This window comes from Brevundimonas sp., assembly GCF_044239655.1.
In the GTDB taxonomy this organism is placed as follows: domain Bacteria; phylum Pseudomonadota; class Alphaproteobacteria; order Caulobacterales; family Caulobacteraceae; genus Brevundimonas.
This window is the reverse complement of the sequence record NZ_JBIIAY010000033.1, coordinates 1-18037: the sequence shown is the minus strand read 5'-3', so window position 1 is coordinate 18037 and position 18037 is coordinate 1. Positions and strand designations below refer to the sequence as shown.

Below are 18037 nucleotides of genomic sequence, written 5' to 3'. Positions count from 1 at the left end.
AACGAAGATGAACGTCGCGCTCAAAGGCCGTTCAGTTTCGGAGTCGTAAACAGGACGCAACAGACGGGGGCCCGGGTCGTTCTGACCGCAGTCTTCATCTTCAACAGGATCAGACCATGTCCAGACTGTCTCGCTCCATTGCCCTGGCCGCCGCTGCGGCTGCGACCTGCGCGGTCGCCCTCCCCGCCTCGGCCCAGTCCTACTACGGCTCGCCCGCATACGGTCCCGGCTATCAATCGCAGGGCTACTACAGCCAGCCTTCCTACAACGACGGCTACCGCTGCGATCGCGAACGCTCGGGTCGTACCGGCGCGGGTGCCGTCATCGGCGGCGGCCTCGGTGCCGTAGTCGGATCGCAACTGGCCGCACGCGGTCGCCGTACCGAGGGCTCGATCCTGGGCGGTGTTCTGGGTGCCGTCGTCGGCGGCAGCGTCGGTCGCGGCTCCAGTGACCGCTGCTACGAGCAGGGCTCCTACAGCTACGGCCAGAACGGCTACAGTCAGGGCGGATACAGCCAGAGAGGCTATAGCCAGAACAGCTACGGCTACAGCCAGCCCTCTTCGTCCTACGGTTCGGCCAACGTCTACTACGATCAGAACGGCTATGGCCCCTATGCCGCCAACGACCGCCGCTACGACGATCGTCGTCATGACGACGGCCGCCGCGACGACCGCTACGACCGGGGCTATGGCGACAACCGCCAGGTCAGCCCAGACGGCCGCTACGTCTACGATTCACAATACGGCTGGGTCCCGCGCTGATCCGCCACGAGATCATGTCATCGATCAGTTTCAGCCCCCCTGTCGGTCGATGATGTGACGGGAGCCGCCGAGGGAGAAATCCCCCGGCGGCTTTCATTTTCTGAAGAGGGCAAAATCCTCTCCCTCCCCCTCGGGGGAGGGCAGATCGCGCAGCGATCGGGTGGGGCGGTAAGGCAATACAGCGCCGGGTCACCTTGCCCTTCCCACCCGGTCTCCGCTGCGCTTCGACCACCCTCCCCCGCGGGGGAGGGAGAAGCCAGCGTCACCCCTTCACCGCCCACAGCAGGAACTCGACATTGCCGTCGCCGCCGGTGACCGGGCTCTGGGTCGTGGCCTGAACCGTCCAGCCAACGCTCTCCAGCCAGTCTGACACCCGCTGAACCGCCGCCGTGTGGGCCGCCGGGTCCTTCACCACGCCCTTCTTGCTATGCCCCTCGGGCCCCGCCGCCTCGAACTGGGGCTTGACCAGAGCGATCAGGTCGGTCTCCGCCTCGGCCAGCCCGAGCGCCGCCGGCAACACCTTGGCCAGGCCGATGAAACTGACGTCACAGACGATCAGACCGGGTGCCCGCGGGATCAAGCCGGTGTCCAGCATCCGCGCATCGGTCTGTTCCAGATTGACCACGCGCGGATCGTCCGCCACCCGCCGATGCATCTGGCCCTGCCCCACATCGACGGCGAACACGATCGCCGCTCCGCGTTCCAGACAGACCTCGGTAAACCCGCCGGTGCATGCCCCGACATCCAGCACCGACCGCCCCTCGACCGCGACGGGCCACAGGGTCAGGGCATGATCCAGCTTCAACGCCCCGCGCCCGACGAAGCGATGGGCGGCCTCGGCGGTGATCTCGGCGTCCTCGAGCACAGGCTGCGCAGGCCGGGTCGCCACGGTGCCGCCCACCGTCACCCGCCCCGCCTCGATGGCCGCCTTTGCCTGCGACCGTGTCTCGAACAGCCCGCGTGATACCAACAGGTGATCGAGCCTCACCGCAACGTCCTCACCCCAGCGCCTCAATCCGCGCCAGGGCTGCGACCATCCGCGCCTTGCCTTCCTCGGCCTCGGTCAGTTTGGCGCGCTGTTCGTCGATGACGGCGGGGGCGGCCTTGGCGACGAAGTTCGGGTTGCCCAGCTTCTTGTTCACATGGCCGATGTCGCTCTCGAACGCCGCCACGGCCTTGGCCAGCCGCGCCCGTTCGGCGGCCAGGTCGATGATCCCGGCCAGCGACAGGGCCGCCGTCGCCCCGCCGGAGACGAAACTCACGGCCCCCGTCGGCGCGGCCTCGACCGAGGCCACCTCCGACACCCGCGCCAGCGTCAGGATCAACGGCCGGTGCCGCTCCAGCCGTTCGGCCGTCACCGCGTCGGGCGCGACGAAGGCCAGAGGCGGTTTGGCGCCGGGCGGCACATTCATCTCGGCCCGCAGCTGACGGACCTCGGTGACCAGATCGACCAGCCAGCCGATCTCCGCCTCCGCAGCGGGGTCGATGAAGCCGTCGTCGAACCGGGGCCAGGCCGCGCCGATCAGCATCGGCTCGTCGCGAGACGCGCCCTCCCGGCCCAGCTCGGCCCACAGCTCCTCGGTGATGAAGGGCATGACCGGATGCAGCAGCTTCAGCGTCTGATCCAGGGTCCAGGCGGTCATGGCTCGCGTCTCGTCACGCGCGGCCTCATCGGCTCCGTTCAGCACAGGCTTGGACAGTTCGACATACCAGTCGCAGAAGACGTTCCAGACGAAACGGTACAGGCTTGATGCCGCATCATCGAACCGCCCGCCCTCGATGGCCTCGGAGACCTGACGCTCGCACTTGACCAGTTCGCCCCGGATCCAGCGGTTGATGGTCTGCTGCACGCCTGCGGGATCGAAGCCCGCAACCCGGCGGGCCTCGTTCATCTGGCTGAAGCGGGCGGCGTTCCACAGCTTGGTGCCGAAGTTGCGGTAGCCCTCGATCCGTTCCTTCGACAGCTTGATGTCGCGCGTGCCCGACAGGATGGCCATGGTGAACCGCAGCGGATCGGCCCCCAGCTCGTCGATGATGACCAGGGGATCGATCACGTTCCCCTTGGACTTGCTCATCTTCTGGCCCTTCTCGTCGCGGACCAGGCCATTGATGATCACCCGCTTGAACGGCGCCTCACCGTCCATGAAGTGCAGCCCCATCATCATCATCCGGGCCACCCAGAAGAAGATGATGTCCGCTGCAGTCACTAGGTCGGACGTGGGATAGAACCGCTCCAGATCCTCGGTCTTCTCCGGCCACCCCATGGTCGAGAACGGCCACAGCGCCGAGGAGAACCAGGTGTCGAGGACGTCCTCGTCCTGGGTCAGGGCGACGACGGAATCATAGTCGTCCATGGCCAGTTCGCGCGCGTCCTCCTCCGTCTCCGCGACATAGATCTCGCCGTTCGGGCCATACCAGGCCGGGATGCGATGCCCCCACCACAGCTGGCGCGAGATGCACCAGGGCTCGATGTTCCGCAGCCACTCGAAATAGATCTTCTCGTAGGACTTCGGCTCGAACACCGTCGCGCCGGTCTCGACCGCCTTCAGTGCCGGCTGGGCCAGGGTGTGGGCGTCGACGTACCACTGGTCCGTCAGCCACGGCTCGATGACGACGCCGGAACGGTCGCCGTGCGGGACGACGTGCTTCGTCTTCTCGATCTCCTTCAGCCAGCCCTCGGACTCTGCGCGCGACACGATGGCTTTGCGCGCCACGAACCGGTCGAGGCCTCGCAGATCAGCGGGAATGGTGCCCACGACGAACTCCGGCGTCTCGGGTTCGAATTGGTCGTCGGTCTCATCGACGCCGGTCGGTGTATCCTTCCAGTCTAGGATGGCCGCGAACTGGTTCAGGATGTTGATCGACGGCAGCCCGGCTCGCTTCCCGACCTGAAAGTCATTGAAGTCATGCGCTGGCGTGATCTTCACCGCGCCGGAGCCCTTGGTCGGATCGGCATACTCATCCGCCACGATCGGAATGCGCCGCCCGACGATGGGCAGAGTCACGAACTTGCCGACCAGCCCCGCGTACCGCTCATCGCCCGGATGCACCGCGACACCCGTATCGCCCAGCATCGTCTCCGGCCGGGTCGTCGCCACGACGATAAAGTCGCGCGTCTCCCACTCAGTCGCCACACCCTCCTCGTCGAACGCGACCGGGTGCTCGTACGTCACCCCGTCCGCCAGCGGATAGGCGAAATGCCAGTAGAATCCGTCGACCTCGCGCTGTTCGACCTCCAGGTCGCTGATCGCCGTCTGGAACTGCGGGTCCCAGTTGACGAGCCGCTTGTCGCGATAAATCAGCCCCTCGCGGTGCAACTGCACGAACACCTTGCGCACCGCCGCGTTCAGCCCCTCGTCCAGGGTGAACCGCTCGCGCGACCAGTCGCAGGACGCGCCAAGACGCCTCAGTTGCTGCACGATGGTGCCGCCGCTCTCGGCCTTCCAGTCCCAGATCTTCTGCACGAAGGCCTCGCGGCCCATGTCACGCCTTCCGACGTTGCCCGCCGCCGCCAGCTGGCGCTCGACCACCATCTGGGTCGCGATCCCGGCGTGGTCGGTGCCCGGCAGCCACAGCACCGCCTTGCCGCACATCCGGTGATAGCGCGCCAGGATGTCCTGCAGCGTGTTGTTCAGCGCATGGCCGATGTGCAGCGACCCCGTCACGTTCGGCGGCGGAATGACGATCGAATAGGCCTCGGCGGCACCGTCGGTCTTCGGCGCGAACGCACCCGACGCCTCCCACTGCGCATACAGGCGGGGTTCGGCGGCCTTGGGGTCGAAGGTCTTGTCGAGCATAACGCGGTCCGGAAAACAGAAGGGGCGGCCCCGTCGGAGCCGCCCCTGTTGATCTAGTGGGGGATGAAGCCGAGGGCTAGGTGGCGGACCGGGCGATCCGCTCTACCTCGGCCTTGACCGCCGTCTCGACGATACCGGGCAGGTTGGCGTCGAGCCAGTCCTTGATCATGGGACGCAGCATCTCGGCGACCATCCCCTCGACCGTCGAACCCGACATGAAGGACAGGTCACCCCCGGACGGCGCGGCGGCCGGGGCGGGCTTCTTCAGGCTGGACGCCAGACCGGCAAAGGCCGAGGCGGCGCTGGCGGCGGCGCTTTCGCCGACGAGCGAGTCATAGCTGGGGGTCGGCGCGGCCCTCGGGGCGGGCGCTGGTTCCGGCTCTGGCGAGAAGACGTCGAGGTCGCCGATGCTTTCGGCCTCGGGGGCCTCATAGACGTCGGTCAGTTCCAGCACGTCGTCTTCCGGCTCGACCGGCGCGGGCGCAGGCTCGGGTTCCGGGGCGGCCATGAAAGACGCCGGCTCGGGTTCGGGCGTGTAGACCGGCTCGGGCTCGGGCGCGGCCGCCGGGGCCGCAGCCTCGGCCGGGGCGTCGTCCTCGGAGATGATCCGGCGAATCGACGCCAGGATTTCCTCCATCGTCGGTTCCTGGGCGGTCGAATCGGTCATGCGAAACCTCGGGCGAGCCTGGCGGAAAGGGTCCAGGGGCAATCAGCGGACGGCGACGCACGGCGCAGCTTCACCGCGCACCCCCTTGGTCCTGTCGTCGCATCAACGCCCAACGGAATCAACGGCCGTTTTTCGCGTCTTTGGTTAATGTCCGTGGACCCGCAGGTTCAGGCGGCGGGCGCGGTACGGATGACGTCGGACTTCAACTGCTCGTCGATCGGCGCGTCGGCCGCATCGTTGGCGGGCATGACCGGCGGGGCGGCGATTCGGTCGATGGTTTCCAGAACCGCGTCCCACGGCAGGGCCCCACGGTTGCGCACGGCGTTCGCATTGGCGGCCGGATCGTACAGCTCGATGTTCGGATCCAGATCGCCCCCCTCCAGCCGACCCATGGCCGACAGCAGCAGGGCCTGGGCCACATACTCGTTGCGCCGGGCATTGGTCAGCAGGATCTGGGCGTTCCTCAACTCCAGCTCCTGGTTCAGTACGTCCAGAGTGGTGCGCAGGCCGACCTGGGCCTCCTGACGCACGCCCTCGGCCGCGACGGTCGCGGCCCGCACGGCTTCCTCGCCCGCCGCCAGGCTGGCGCGGGTCGAGATGACCTGGGCAAAGGACGACGACACGTCCTGGAGCACGCCCCGGCGCTCGCCCTCGATGCCGATCTGTGCGGCATTGGCCTGTTCGCGGGCCTGGGCCACGCGGGACTGGTTCAGCCCGCCAGTGAACAGCGGGATCGAGATCGAGGCCCCGGCCTGAAACGCCGTGCGGTCGGCCAGGTCGAAGCCGTCGGGGCTGCCCGACCCGCCATAGGACGCGGTCAGCCGCGCCGAGGGCAGATATTCGGCCCGCGCCGCCGCGACCCGGCTCTCGGCGACCCGGAGCTGATACTCGGCGGCCTTGATCGACGGGTTCTCGGCCAGGCCGGTGCTCAGCGCGACCTCGAAATCGGACGGCACGCCGGGCAGTTGCGGCGGCGTCACCAGGGTCGCCGGGGCCTGGCCCACGACGGCGGCGTATGCGGCACGCGAGACCGACAGCTGGGCCTGGGCATTGGCCAGGTCGGCCTGGGACTGGGCCAGACGCGATTCGGACTGGGCCACGTCGGTGCGGGTGATCTCGCCGACCTCGAAGCGGGCGTTGGATTCGTCGAGCTGGCGACGCAGCACGGTCAGGTTCTGCTGGCGGATCTGCAGGATCTCGATGTCGCGCAGCACGTCGACATAGGCCTGGATGACCGAGGCCAGCACCTGTTGCTCGATCGCCCGCAGGTTCTCCCGCCCACCCAGGACGTTCGCCTCGGCCGCCGAGATGGCGTGACCGATACGGCCGCCGGAATACAGGGTCTGCGACAGGCCGATGGAGGCCGAACCCGTCGTCGCCTCGCTGACCCCGTCCGAACCGGGCGAGGCCGGGATGTCGTCGACCCCGTCGCCGTTGATGTCGATACCGGCCGTCGGCGCGGTCTCATTGGCCCCCGCGTGGACGCGGCTGTAGTTGGCGCTCGCCGAGACATCGATCTGGGGCCGCAGGCCTGCCCGCGCCTGGGGCACGCTTTCGTCGAGCGCCCGCTGGTTGGCGCGCTGGGCTAGCAGGGTCGGGTTGGTGCGATAGGCCAGGGCGATAGCCTCTTGCAGGGTCTCCGCGAAGGCAGGCGCGGCAATCCCCGCCATGACGGCGGCGACGCAGGCCGAGGCGAGCACGGACGAACGTTTCAGCATGACCCTATCCCGATGATCGCGCCGGAGAGAGCGCGCCATAAACTGTTGCAGTCGGCGTAAAGCGCAGGTCGACCGCCCTGCGCCAGTTAAGTTTTATTCACGCGGGCGCCAGAGGGCTCCGTCGCGCCGCCGCTACCTTAAAGTGCGAAAGCCGGCGCGGGCGTCATTTCGGCCACGACCCCGGGGTTGGAATCGAACAGTTCGCGCCGCGACACCCCCTCGCGACCCTTGACGTACAGCACCGCCTTGCCGGCCGGTCCCGACCGTTCGACGACCGCCAGACGCCCGCCGACCTTCAGCGCAGCGATCCAGGCCTCGGGCCGCTGGGCCACGCCGACCTCGGACACGATCAGGTCGTAGTTGTCGCCGGACGGCTGGGCCAGCGACTGCATGACCGTCGCTACGCCCGCCTCGGCAAGGCCCTCGGACACCACGTCCAGCACCGCCTGGTCCGAATCCTGGGCTGTCACGCTCAACCCCATCGCCGCCAGAACCGCCGCAGCATAGGGTGCCGCGATGGCCAGGGCCGTCTCGCCGGAACGCGGCTGAAGCGCCTGCAACAGCTTGGCCACGTCACGCGCCATCATCAGCTTGCGGTCGCCGGTGATATCGACCTCGACCTCGGCATAGGCCGCCCAGGCGCGGTCGGGCGCGCAGAACTTTTCTCTCGCGACGGACAGCAGCGCGGCCTGGATACCCCGGTCGGTGACGTCGTTCACCCGGACCTGCGAATCCACCATCACCTTGCGCGCAGCAGCCGTGTCCACGGGGGCGTTATCCATCTTCGACGGCCTTCGGTGAGAGAATCTTTGAAAATCAGCGCCGCTTATAGGTCCGCGCGTTGCGGCCGACAATCCGATCTGATAGCAACCGCGCCTCGCGAGGCCCAGCCCTGCGAGACTTTGGCCCCTCCGCCGGGGCCCCGGGATTGAGACGGCCTGATGGCGGAGTGGTGACGCAGAGGACTGCAAATCCTTGCACCCGGGTTCGATTCCCGGTCAGGCCTCCAACCTCTTTCAATGCCCAGGTTCGGCGTTGCCCTGCGGTCGCCGGTTCCGGCGTTATGACCTCTTCGACAGCAGCACCCGGCTTGCAGCGAAGGCCTGTGACGTTCAGCCTCTGGGTCAACGCGCTCGACGCGAACCAGGGGAACGCCATGAAGACCGGGATCACCCGCCGCGAGACGCTGACCGTCATGACCGCGGGGGCCGCCGCCCTTGCCGGAGGTACGAGCGCCGTGGCCTCGACCGCGATCCAGCGTTGGGGCCTGCACGAGATCGTCCTGACGGCCCCCGGCGGCCCCCGCCCGTTCGACGTCCGGCTGGAGGCGGTGTTCAGCCAGGGCGCGACCTCTCTCGTCATCCCGGGGTTCTACGATGGCGACGACGTCTGGCGGATACGGTTCTCGCCACCTGATACGGGCGAGTGGCGCTGGCGGGCCCGCAGCGATCAGGCCACGCTGGACGGTGCAGAGGGCGTCGTCGATGTCGGACCGGCCACAGGGGAAAACCATGGCCCCGTCGGCGTGACCGCCGGCTATCACTTCGCCTATGCCGACGGGACGCCGTTCCGACAGGTCGGCACCACCAGCTACGGCTGGACGCATCAACCGCCGGCGAAACGACAGGAGACCCTGGCGACGCTTCGCTCAGCCCCGTTCAACAAGATCCGTATGCTGGTGTTTCCGAACACCTCCCTGACCACGAACGAGGCCCTTTTCCCCTTTGCCCGCACCGGAGACGGCGACCGCGACTGGGATCCCGCCACCTTCAACCCCGCCTTCTTTCGACGGCTGGAGCAATGCGTCAGCGCACTGGGCGACCTGGGCATCCAGGCCGACCTGATCCTGTTCCATCCGTATGACGGAAAGTTCGGGCTGGACGAGATGAAGGCCGAGGATGACGTTCGCTACGTGCGCTACGTCACGGCACGCCTCGCGGCCTACCGGAACGTCTGGTGGTCTCTAGCCAACGAGTACGACATCCTGAAGTCAAAGACCGAGGCAGACTGGGACCGGCTGTTCCAAGTGGTTCGCGACCATGACCCTTACGGCCGTCTGCGCTCGATCCACAACTGGCGGGTGCTGTATGACAACGGCAAGCCCTGGGTGACCCATTCCAGCATCCAGAACGGCTCGGCGGTGCTCGATGACACGACGGCCGAGACCTATCGCAGCGTCTGGAAGAAGGCCGTGGTGTTCGACGAGGTCTGCTACGAGGGCTCCCTCGACGAGCGGTGGGGAAATCTCACCGGCCAGGAGATGGTCCGAGCCTTCTGGCACGGCCTGGTCGCGGGAACCTATGTCGGCCATTCGGAATGTTTCCCGGTCGGCGGCGGCTTCTGGCTCGGCGAGGGCGGCACCCTGCGCGGCGAGAGCTGGCCTCGCCTGGCCTTTCTGAAATCGGTCATGGAGGCCGGTCCCCGCCCCGGGATCGAACCGATCGACAAATGGTGGGACCAGCATCTCGGCGGCGCGCCCGGCCAGTATTACCTGCGCTATTTCGGCGACGAGACACCGACGGAATGGGCCATCGACGTGCCCCGCGACGGCATCACCGGCGGCGAACGCTTCCATGTGGATGTGATCGACACCTGGAATATGCGGATCACCCGGCAACCCGACGTCCTCACCCTGGCGAAGAAGGACGGCACGAAATATTTCTTCCACGACCCCGCCCGGCCGACGGTCACGCTGCCGGGCCGATCCTGGATGGCGATCCGCCTTGAGCGGGCCACCTAGCGGGTCGCAGAACCTCCGACACAGCCTATATCCGCACCATGCGCCTGCGAGTCGTCGATCTGGAAACCACCGGCGGGGACCGGACCTCGGAGATCATCGAGGTCGGGATCGTCGATGTCGTTCAAGGGTCCGACGGCGGATGGACCGCCCTGCCCCCGGTGTCGAAACTGTTCCGGCCGCGCGGCGAGATCTCGTTCCACGCCATGGCCGTGCATCACCTGACGCCCGATCATTTCTGCGACGCCGACCCCCACTGCGATGAATATGCCTTGCGCGAGCTGTTCGCGGCCTGCGGGCCCGCCGACGTCATGGTCGCCCATTCGGCCCGGTTCGAACGCGGGTTCATCGCCGACACGGCCCATGGCGGCCTGCCGTGGATCTGCACCCTGCGCAGCGCGAAACAGGTCTGGCCCGACGCACCCGGCCATTCCAACCAGGTGCTGCGCTACTGGCGCGGGCATCGCCACGACCCGGCCCTGGCCGACCCCGCCCACCGCGCCGGCCCCGACGCCTGGGTCACGGCCCACACGCTGATCGACCTGATGAAGACCGCCTCGATCGAACAGATGATCGAATGGTCCAACGCCCCGCGCGACGTGGAGACCGTTCCCTTCGGCAAGCACCGCCGCAAACCCTGGGCCCAGGTGCCGGACGACTATCTGCGCTGGATGGCCGGCCAGTCCGACATGGACGCCGACGTCGTGGCTGCGGCCCGCGCCGAGATCGAACGGCGGGCACAGGCCTGAATCCGGCTGGTATGCCGACCCCGGGTTTCAAACTTCGACCGACCAATCCGTTGCACGACAAGGGATTGATGCGACATCGGCCCCTTCGGCAAGCCTGGGGTCCCACCCGTGTTAGGATGGACCTCTCGGTCTTTGACATCTCGCACCCCTGGCGCTCCCGGTGGAGTCCGGACTCAACGGACTCTCCGGACTCTGTTTTTTGAGTCCGGACTCCCGGGATGCCATTCGGTGCCGACCCGCTCGGAAACCAGGGATGGTTCGAGAAACACTGTTCGACTAAGTGCTTTTTACGCCGTATCCTGAGACTGGCGTCTCACCGCCCCTTTGATTGCCCGGCGGCGCGGTCTAAACCCGGTTCACTGAGGGTCTCCCGGAGTCGATGGTGAAGGTTGCCGAACGCTGGTTCGTGATGGCGGGCATCGGCCTGCTCGGCGCGATTGCGCTGGCCGGGCTGGTGGTGGCGATCTATGCCGCCTGGCTGTTCCACGACCTGCCCGACGCCTCGGATCTGGCTGACTATCGCCCGCCGACCGCGACGCGGGTCTATGCCGGCGACGGCACCCTGATCGGCGAGTTCTCGGACGAGCGCCGGATCTATGTCACCTATGACCAGATCCCACAGCCGGTGATCCATGCCTTCCTGGCGGCCGAGGATCGCAACTTCTTCTCCCACGGCGGCATCGACGTGTCGGGCCTGGGCCGGGCGATGTTCAAGAACATCTTCAACTTCGTCGCCGGTCGCCGGCTCGAGGGTGGCTCGACCATCACCCAACAGGTGGCCAAGAACGTCCTGCTGACCAACGAATCGACCATCGGCCGCAAGCTGAAGGAGGCCATCCTCTCCAGTCGCCTCGAGGCCACCCTGTCGAAACAGCAGATCCTCGAGCTGTATCTGAACGAGATCTTCCTGGGCTACCGGAGCTACGGCGTCGCCTCGGCCGCCTATAATTACTTCGGCAAGTCACTGGCCCAACTGACCCCGGACGAGGCCGCCTTCCTGGCCTCCCTGCCCAAGGGCCCGAACAACTATCATCCCAAACGCCACCCCGGTGCCGCCAAGGGCCGCCGCGACTGGGTCCTCGGCGAGATGGACCAGAGCAACTGGCTGGACGGGGCCAACCTGACCGAGCTGCGCGCGCGCCCCCTGATCACCCAGGACGCCCCCAAGCGCGCCCAGTACCAGGACGCCGACTTCTTCGTCGAAGAGGCCCGCCGCATCGCCGCCGCCAACCCCGACGTCGGGGCCCAGCTGAACGCCGGCGGCTATTATATGCGCACCACCCTGGACCCCTCGCTCCAGACTGCCGCGCGCGATGCCCTGATGACGGGGCTGGAGAACTACGACCGCCGCCACGGCTGGCGCGGGGCCTGGGGCACCACTGACCTCGCCGACGGCTGGCAGGCCGACGCCCTGAAGAAGACCGCGCCGCCCGAACGCCGCGCCTGGGAGGCCGCCGCCGTCACCGCCGCAGCCGGAAGCAGCGTCCAGATCGTCACGGCCCGCACCGGCGAGACCGGCAGCCTGATCGGTGCCGACGTGTCCTGGGCCAACGCCACCCGTGGCCTGAAGCGCGGCGACCTGATCTTCGTGGAGAAGAAGGGCGGCCAGTACGCCCTGAAGCAAATCCCGGCCGTCAACGGTGCCCTGGTCGCCATCGAACCCCAGTCGGGCCGGGTCCTGGCCATGGTCGGCGGCTATTCCTACGCCCTGTCCAGCTTCAACCGCGCGACCCAGGCCGAGCGTCAGCCCGGCTCGGCCTTCAAGCCCATCGTCTATGCCACGGCCCTGGAATCCGGTGACTTCACCCCGGCCTCGATCGTGCTCGACGCCCCGATCAGCTTTGCCGGGGGTGCCAACGGCGGCCGCTGGAGCCCTGAGAACTATAGCCGCGAATACTACGGCCCCCAGACCCTGCGTCGCGGCCTGGAGTTGTCGCGCAACGTCATGACCGTCCGCCTGGCCAACGCCGTGGGCATGAACAAGGTCGTGGAACTGTCGAAGAAGATGGGCGTGTCGGATAACCTCCAGCCCAACCTGTCGGTGTCACTGGGCGCCGGCGAGACCACCCCGTATCGCCTGACCGCCGCCTATTCCGCCTTCGTCAACGGGGGCCGCCGCGTCGATCCCTATCTGATCGAATACATCCAGGACCGGAATGGCGAGACCATCTATCGCGGCGACCGCCGCAACTGCCGGGAGTGCGGACGCGGCTTCTCCGGCCAGGAATCGCCCCGTCTCCAGCCGCGCGGAACCCAGGTCATCGACCCCATCACTGCCTATCAGATCTCGTCCATGCTCGAAGGCGTGGTCCAGCGCGGCACGGCCGCCAGTGCCCGGGGCCTGGGCCGCTGGATCGGCGGCAAGACCGGCACGACCAACGACTACCGCTCGGCCTGGTTCGTCGGCTTCTCGACCGACATCGTGGTCGGGGTCTTCATCGGCTTCGACGACAACCGCTCCCTGGGTTCCGGCGAGACGGGCGCCACCACCCCGGTGCCGATCTTCAACCAGTTCATGCAGGCGGCCCTTAAGGAACGCCCCGCCCGTCCCTTCGTGCGGCCGCGCAACGCCATCTTCCGCACCGTGCGCGGCGTTGAGGAAGCCTTCCGTCCCGGCACCGAGCGGGCTCGCGAGGAAGAGGCCCCGCGCGACCCGACCGCCCCCGTCGGCCCCCAGACCTATGACGACGTGATCCGCAACGAACTGAACGCCACCCCGGCGCAGGGCCCGACCGCCCCACCGCCGTCAGCGCCACCACCCCCGACCAAGGCCCCGGCCCAGGACCTCGAAGGTCTTTATTAAGTCAACGGCCGCCTGACCGTCTTGCCTTCCGCGCCCCGCCTGCGAAGCTGATTGTCGTGGCTTTCGAGAGGGTGGGCGGATGAACTGGACGATGCGCGCGGCGGCGTGGGTGATGGCGGGTGTCGTCGCAGCGGGCCCGACCCTGGCGCTGGCCCAGACGGCAGCCCCGACCTCAACTTCCGTCGAGGCCCGCCAGTCGCTCGCCGAGCCGTCCCTGTCCGCCGACGGCTCGATGATCGCCTTCGTCTCCGGCGGTGACGTCTGGGAGGTCGAGGCGACCGGCGGTGTCGCCCGCCTGCTGGTCACCGACGCGGCGACGGAAGGCCGGCCCCTGTATTCGCCGGACGGCCAGTTCCTGGCCTTCACCTCGACACGCGGCGGCCAGGCCAACATCTACGTCCTGAACCGGACCTCGGGCGTCGTGACCCGGATCACCTATGCCGAGGCCAATGAAGAGCTCGACGCCTGGTCCCCCGACGGCAAATGGCTCTATTTCGCCTCGGCCATCAACGACGTGGGCCGCCAGCCCGACATCTTCCGCGTCGCCGCGACGGGCGGCACCCCGCTGGAGGTCAGCCGCGAACAGTACCTCTCCGAGTTCCAGGCCGCCCCCTCCCCCGACGGCCAGTCCATCGCCCTGATGGCGCGCGGCTTCTCCAACGGCCAGTGGTGGCGCAACGGCTCCTCCCACATCGACCAGAGCGAGATCTGGGTAAAGGGCGTGGCCCAGGACGGGGCCTACCGCCGCCTGCTCGACGACGACGCCCGCCACGCCTGGCCGATGTGGACCCCCGACGGTCAGACCCTGTATTTCATGAGCGACAAGTCCGGCACCGAGAACCTGTGGCGCATCCCCACAGCCGGCGGCGCGGCACAGGCCGTCACCGACTTCAAGACCGGCCGCGTCCTCTACCCTTCGATCGCCGCTGACGGCTCGGCCATCGTGTTCGAGCGGGAGTTCGGTATCTGGCGTCTCGACCCCGCAACAGGCCAGGCGGCGGCCGTGCCCATCACTCTGCGTGGCGGACCAGCGGCCGAGGGGTCGCGCATCCTGCCCCTGACCAGTTTCGACCGAATGGCCCTGTCGCCCGACGGCCAGAAGGTCGCCGTCATCGCCCGGGGCGAGCTGTTCGCCGCCTCGCTCAAGGACGGCGGCCCCGCCCAGCGCATCACCACCAGCATCGGCGCCGAGCGCGAAGTCGTCTGGTCGCCCGACTCGCGCAAGCTGCTGTACGTGTCTGAGCGCGGCCTGGACCGCGTCGTCGCCACCTATGACGTCGCCGCCCTGACCGAGACCGTCCTGACCGGCCCCGGCATCGCCTCGGCCCTGGCTTGGTCGCCCGATGGCAAGTCCGCCGTCTATGTGCTCAACAACCGCGAACTGCGCCTGCTGACCCTGCCGACGCCCGGCAAGCCCACCACGGATCGCCTCCTGTTCACCGGGGCCCTGGCCACCGACGAGCGCGGACCCCGCCCCGTCTGGTCCCCTGACGGCCTGAACATCGCCTTTCCCGTCGTGGACCGCCGCTCCTTCACCAACCTGCACGTCGTCGCCGCTGCCGGTGGCGAGGCCCGCCCGATCACCTTCCTGGCCAACGGCCAGCTGGGTGGCGTCGCCTGGTCGCCGGACGGCAAATTCATCCTGTTCGACACGTCCCAGCGTACCGAGGATTCCCGCATCGTCCGCGTCGACCTGCTGCCCCACGTCCCCAAGTATCGCGAGGACCAGTTCCGCGGCCTGTTCGACCCCGCCAAGCCCGAGGAGACGACGCCCCCGGCCGAGGGCGCGACGCCCGCAACCCCGCCCGGCCCCTCGACCCAGCCGGCCAGACCCTCGGTCGCCATCGTCTATGAGGGCATCCGCGAGCGGGCCACCATCCTGCCGCTGGGCCTGAACGCCGACACCCCGGTCATCAGCGACGACGGCAAGACCCTGGTCTTCCGCGCCAGCGAGCGGGGCCAGCAGAATCTGTATTCCTACTCCATGGACGAACTGGCCGCCGAACCGCCGGTGGCCCAGCAGCTCACCACCACGACCCGGCCCAAGGCCGATTTCGCCCTGACCAAGGACGGCAAGACCCTAGTCTATCTGGAGGGCGGTACGGTCATCTCCAGCCCGCTGGAGAACCCCCGCCCCAAGGCCACCGCCATCGCCGCCTCCATGGAGGTCGATTTCTCGCGCGAGAAGATGGCCGTCTTCGACCAGGCCTGGACCATCCTGAACCAGGTCTTCTTCGACCCCGACTTCAACGGCCAGGACTGGCCCGCTTTGCGCACCCGGTACCAGCCCTATGTCGCGGGGGCGCGGACGTCCGACGAGATGCGCCGTGTCATCAGCCTGATGATCGGTGAGCTGAACGCCTCGCACAGCGGCATCGGTCGTCCCGCCGGCGGCCCGGGCTCCGACCGCATCGGCGACATTGGCCTGCGTTACGACCGCGAGGCGTTCGAGGCCGGTCGCGGCCTGGTGGTGCGCGAGGTCATCACCCTGGGCCCTGCCTTCATCGAGGGCACGGTCAAGGTCGGCGAACGGCTGGTCTCGGTCAACGGCTCGACCATCACCGCCTCGACCAACCTCGACGCCCTGCTCCAGAACCAGGTCGGGCGCCGCACGGTCCTCGGCATCGAGGGTACAGCGGGTCGTCGCGACGCCGTGGTCCGACCTGTCTCGGCCTCGGCGGCGGCGGGCCTGGTCTATCGCCAGTGGGTCAACAATCGCCGCGCCTATGTCGAGCGGGTCTCGGGCGGGCGGCTGGGCTATGTCCATATCCCCGACATGTCGGAGGGATCGCTGAACCAGCTCTATCTGGACCTGGACGCCCAGAACCAGTCGAAGCAGGGCGTCGTCATCGACATCCGCAACAACAACGGCGGCTTCGTCAACGGCTATGCCCTGGACGTCTTCTCGCGCCGGAACTTCCTCACCATGACGCCACGGGACCTGTTCTCGATGCCGGGGCGTCAGGCCTTGGGTCAGCGTGCGCTCGACCTGCCAACGGTGCTGGTGACGAATGAATCGTCCTTGTCCGACGCCGAGGACTTCACTGAGGGTTATCGCGCGCTCGGCCTCGGCAAGGTGGTGGGCCAGCCGACGGCGGGCTGGATCATTTTCACCGGCGGCGAGCGGCTGATCGACGGCTCGACCCTGCGCACCCCCTCGACCCGCATCCAGGGCATCGCCGGCGACGACATGGAGATGAACTCCCGCCCGGTCGACATCGTGGTGGAACGGCCACTGGGCGAGACTGGCGCGGGTGTCGATGCGCAGCTGGACGCGGCGGTGGCAGTGCTGCTCAACGGCCCGCCGGCCGCTCCGACATCGACCCAGTAGAGTTAGCGGGCTTCGACGGCGATCCCGGGAAAGTCGCTGAACACGGCGTCGATGCCCAGGGCATAGTGCCGCCTCAGCTGGGCGGTCAGGTCCCCGTGCTGGGCGGACAGGACGCCGTGGCGATCGCCCTTCGGCAGGAACACGTTCTCGGCGCGGAAGGTCCAGCCGACGACCTTCAGCCCGGCCGCGTGGGCGTCTGCGATCAGGGACGTCGCCGGTTGGCCAGCGCCCGTCTCGTCGCGCGGCTCGATCAGCGTCGTCTCGACCCCGATCCAGTCGGCATAGGTCGCGATGTCCGAAAGGCCCGATGGCGAGGTCATGACGGTCTGCAACAGGGTCCGCACATCGGCCGGCCCCTGCCCGGCGGCGATCAGTTGCAGCAGGGGTGCGGCGACCTCGGCCTGTCGCAGCTCCTTCAACGCCCCGACCTCGAAGCACTGGATCAGGATGGGCGCGTCCTTGCCGGTCAGCTCATTGGCCAAAAGCACCGCGACGAACGGCATCACCATGTCCAGACCAAGGTCGCGGAAATGGCTCGGATGCTTCAGCTCCGGTGCCACGCCGATTGTCCGTCCCGTCCTCGCCGAACCGGCGCGGGCGATATCGATCACCTCCTGGAAGGTCAGGATCGGTTCTCGACCATCGAAGGTGGTGTTGCCCGGCCGAAACTGCGGCAGCCGCTCACGGGCGCGCAGGGTCTTCAGCTCCGCCAGGGTGAAGTCCTCTGTGAACCAGCCGGTGACGGACTGACTGTCGACCAAACGGGTCCGCCGACGGTCAGCGAACTCGGGCCGCGACGCCACGTCGGTCGTGCCGCCGATCTCGTTCTCGTGCCGGACGATCAGGGCACCGTCCTTCGACATCACCAGGTCGGGCTCGATGAAATCGGCACCCTGGTCGATCGCCAGCTCATAGGCACCACGCGTGTGCTCGGGCCGCTCGCCGGAGGCCCCGCGATGGGCGATGACGAGCGGGTGAACCTGGGCCAGGGCGGGCGCTCCCGTAAGCAGGAGAAGGGAGATCAGAACCGCGCGGATCACGCCGCTTGCAGGATCTTGCGCAGTTGCGGATGCAGTTCGGGATTGCACGCCAGCACCGACGACCCGGTCTTGGGATCGCCGTCGTTGTCGATGGTCGTGACCACCCCGCCCGCCTCGGTGACGAACAGCACCCCGGCCGCCACGTCCCAGGGCTTCAGATTGCGCTCGAAATAAGCATCGTAGCGACCGCAGGCGACCCAGGCGAAGTCCAGCGCCGCCGAGCCCAGGCGGCGGATGCCGGCCGTGCGCTGGCTGATGGCGTGGATGTCCTTGATGGTCTGGGAATGGCCGGTCTTGCCGATGAAGGGCAGGCCGGTGCCGATCAGGCTCTCGGACAGATCACGCCGCCCGGCGACCCGGATGCGCTGGTCGTTCAGATAGCAGCCCTTGCCCTTCTCGGCCCAGAACAGCTCGTTCATGACGGGGTTGTAGGT

General features: G+C 67.9%; 12 protein-coding genes and 1 tRNA gene. 6 read left to right on the top strand and 7 right to left on the bottom strand.

The window, feature by feature from the left end; genetic code table 11:
• The first annotated feature begins 116 nt into the window (after positions 1-116).
• The gene (locus ACILQR_RS06425) at positions 117-761 is read left to right on the top strand and encodes a hypothetical protein (RefSeq protein WP_395650642.1); all 645 of its coding nucleotides are present in this window, start codon (positions 117-119) and stop codon (positions 759-761) included.
• 262 nt (positions 762-1023) lie between these two features.
• On the opposite strand, the gene ACILQR_RS06420 is transcribed toward ACILQR_RS06425, so the two are convergent.
• From ACILQR_RS06420 to ACILQR_RS06400, 5 genes are all read right to left on the bottom strand, one after another.
• The gene (locus tag ACILQR_RS06420; RefSeq protein WP_395650641.1) at positions 1024-1749 is read right to left on the bottom strand and encodes a TlyA family RNA methyltransferase; all 726 of its coding nucleotides are present in this window, start codon (positions 1747-1749) and stop codon (positions 1024-1026) included.
• A gap of 10 nt (positions 1750-1759) precedes the next feature.
• Complete coding sequence (locus tag ACILQR_RS06415) at positions 1760-4558, bottom strand: valine--tRNA ligase (protein ID WP_395650640.1); 2799 nt, start codon at positions 4556-4558, stop codon at positions 1760-1762.
• Between the two features lie 76 nt (positions 4559-4634).
• Entirely contained in the window at positions 4635-5225 is a 591-nt protein-coding gene (locus tag ACILQR_RS06410) for a DUF2497 domain-containing protein (RefSeq protein WP_395650639.1), read from the bottom strand.
• Positions 5226-5392: 167 nt separating this feature from the next.
• Positions 5393-6943: a TolC family outer membrane protein gene (locus tag ACILQR_RS06405; RefSeq protein ID WP_395650638.1), complete on the bottom strand. Its 1551-nt coding sequence runs from the start codon at positions 6941-6943 to the stop codon at positions 5393-5395.
• 137 nt (positions 6944-7080) lie between these two features.
• Entirely contained in the window at positions 7081-7725 is a 645-nt protein-coding gene (locus ACILQR_RS06400; protein WP_395650637.1) for a protein-L-isoaspartate O-methyltransferase, read from the bottom strand.
• A gap of 153 nt (positions 7726-7878) precedes the next feature.
• Here ACILQR_RS06400 and ACILQR_RS06395 point away from each other — a divergent pair.
• From ACILQR_RS06395 to ACILQR_RS06375, 5 genes are all read left to right on the top strand, one after another.
• A tRNA-Cys gene (locus ACILQR_RS06395) sits at positions 7879-7952 on the top strand.
• A 96-nt stretch (positions 7953-8048) separates the two neighbouring features.
• On the top strand, positions 8049-9683 hold the full coding sequence (locus tag ACILQR_RS06390; RefSeq protein WP_395650636.1) for a DUF5605 domain-containing protein: 1635 nt from the start codon (positions 8049-8051) through the stop codon (positions 9681-9683).
• 38 nt (positions 9684-9721) lie between these two features.
• Positions 9722-10429, top strand: coding sequence for an exonuclease domain-containing protein (locus ACILQR_RS06385; protein WP_395650635.1), 708 nt, complete (start codon positions 9722-9724; stop codon positions 10427-10429).
• 379 nt (positions 10430-10808) lie between these two features.
• Positions 10809-13232: a penicillin-binding protein 1A gene (locus tag ACILQR_RS06380; protein ID WP_395650634.1), complete on the top strand. Its 2424-nt coding sequence runs from the start codon at positions 10809-10811 to the stop codon at positions 13230-13232.
• A 79-nt stretch (positions 13233-13311) separates the two neighbouring features.
• On the top strand, positions 13312-16563 hold the full coding sequence (locus ACILQR_RS06375) for a S41 family peptidase (protein ID WP_395650633.1): 3252 nt from the start codon (positions 13312-13314) through the stop codon (positions 16561-16563).
• 2 nt (positions 16564-16565) lie between these two features.
• Here ACILQR_RS06375 and ACILQR_RS06370 read toward each other — a convergent pair whose 3' ends face one another.
• Positions 16566-17603, bottom strand: coding sequence for a glycerophosphodiester phosphodiesterase (locus ACILQR_RS06370; protein ID WP_395650632.1), 1038 nt, complete (start codon positions 17601-17603; stop codon positions 16566-16568).
• On the bottom strand, positions 17600-18037 hold a 438-nt coding region (locus tag ACILQR_RS06365; protein ID WP_395650631.1), incomplete at its 5' end, for an inositol monophosphatase family protein. The genes ACILQR_RS06370 and ACILQR_RS06365, both read right to left, overlap by 4 nt.

Excerpts from the sequence above, each read along its gene's own strand:
- ACILQR_RS06405 (WP_395650638.1), bottom strand. The coding sequence starts at position 6,943 with ATGCTGAAACGTTCGTCCGTGCTCGCCTCGGCCTGCGTCGCCGCCGTC.
- ACILQR_RS06380 (WP_395650634.1), top strand. The coding sequence starts at position 10,809 with ATGGTGAAGGTTGCCGAACGCTGGTTCGTGATGGCGGGCATCGGCCTG.
- ACILQR_RS06415 (WP_395650640.1), bottom strand. The coding sequence starts at position 4,558 with ATGCTCGACAAGACCTTCGACCCCAAGGCCGCCGAACCCCGCCTGTAT.
- ACILQR_RS06385 (WP_395650635.1), top strand. The coding sequence starts at position 9,722 with ATGCGCCTGCGAGTCGTCGATCTGGAAACCACCGGCGGGGACCGGACC.
- ACILQR_RS06425 (WP_395650642.1), top strand. The coding sequence starts at position 117 with ATGTCCAGACTGTCTCGCTCCATTGCCCTGGCCGCCGCTGCGGCTGCG.
- ACILQR_RS06375 (WP_395650633.1), top strand. The coding sequence starts at position 13,312 with ATGAACTGGACGATGCGCGCGGCGGCGTGGGTGATGGCGGGTGTCGTC.
- ACILQR_RS06410 (WP_395650639.1), bottom strand. The coding sequence starts at position 5,225 with ATGACCGATTCGACCGCCCAGGAACCGACGATGGAGGAAATCCTGGCG.
- ACILQR_RS06400 (WP_395650637.1), bottom strand. The coding sequence starts at position 7,725 with ATGGATAACGCCCCCGTGGACACGGCTGCTGCGCGCAAGGTGATGGTG.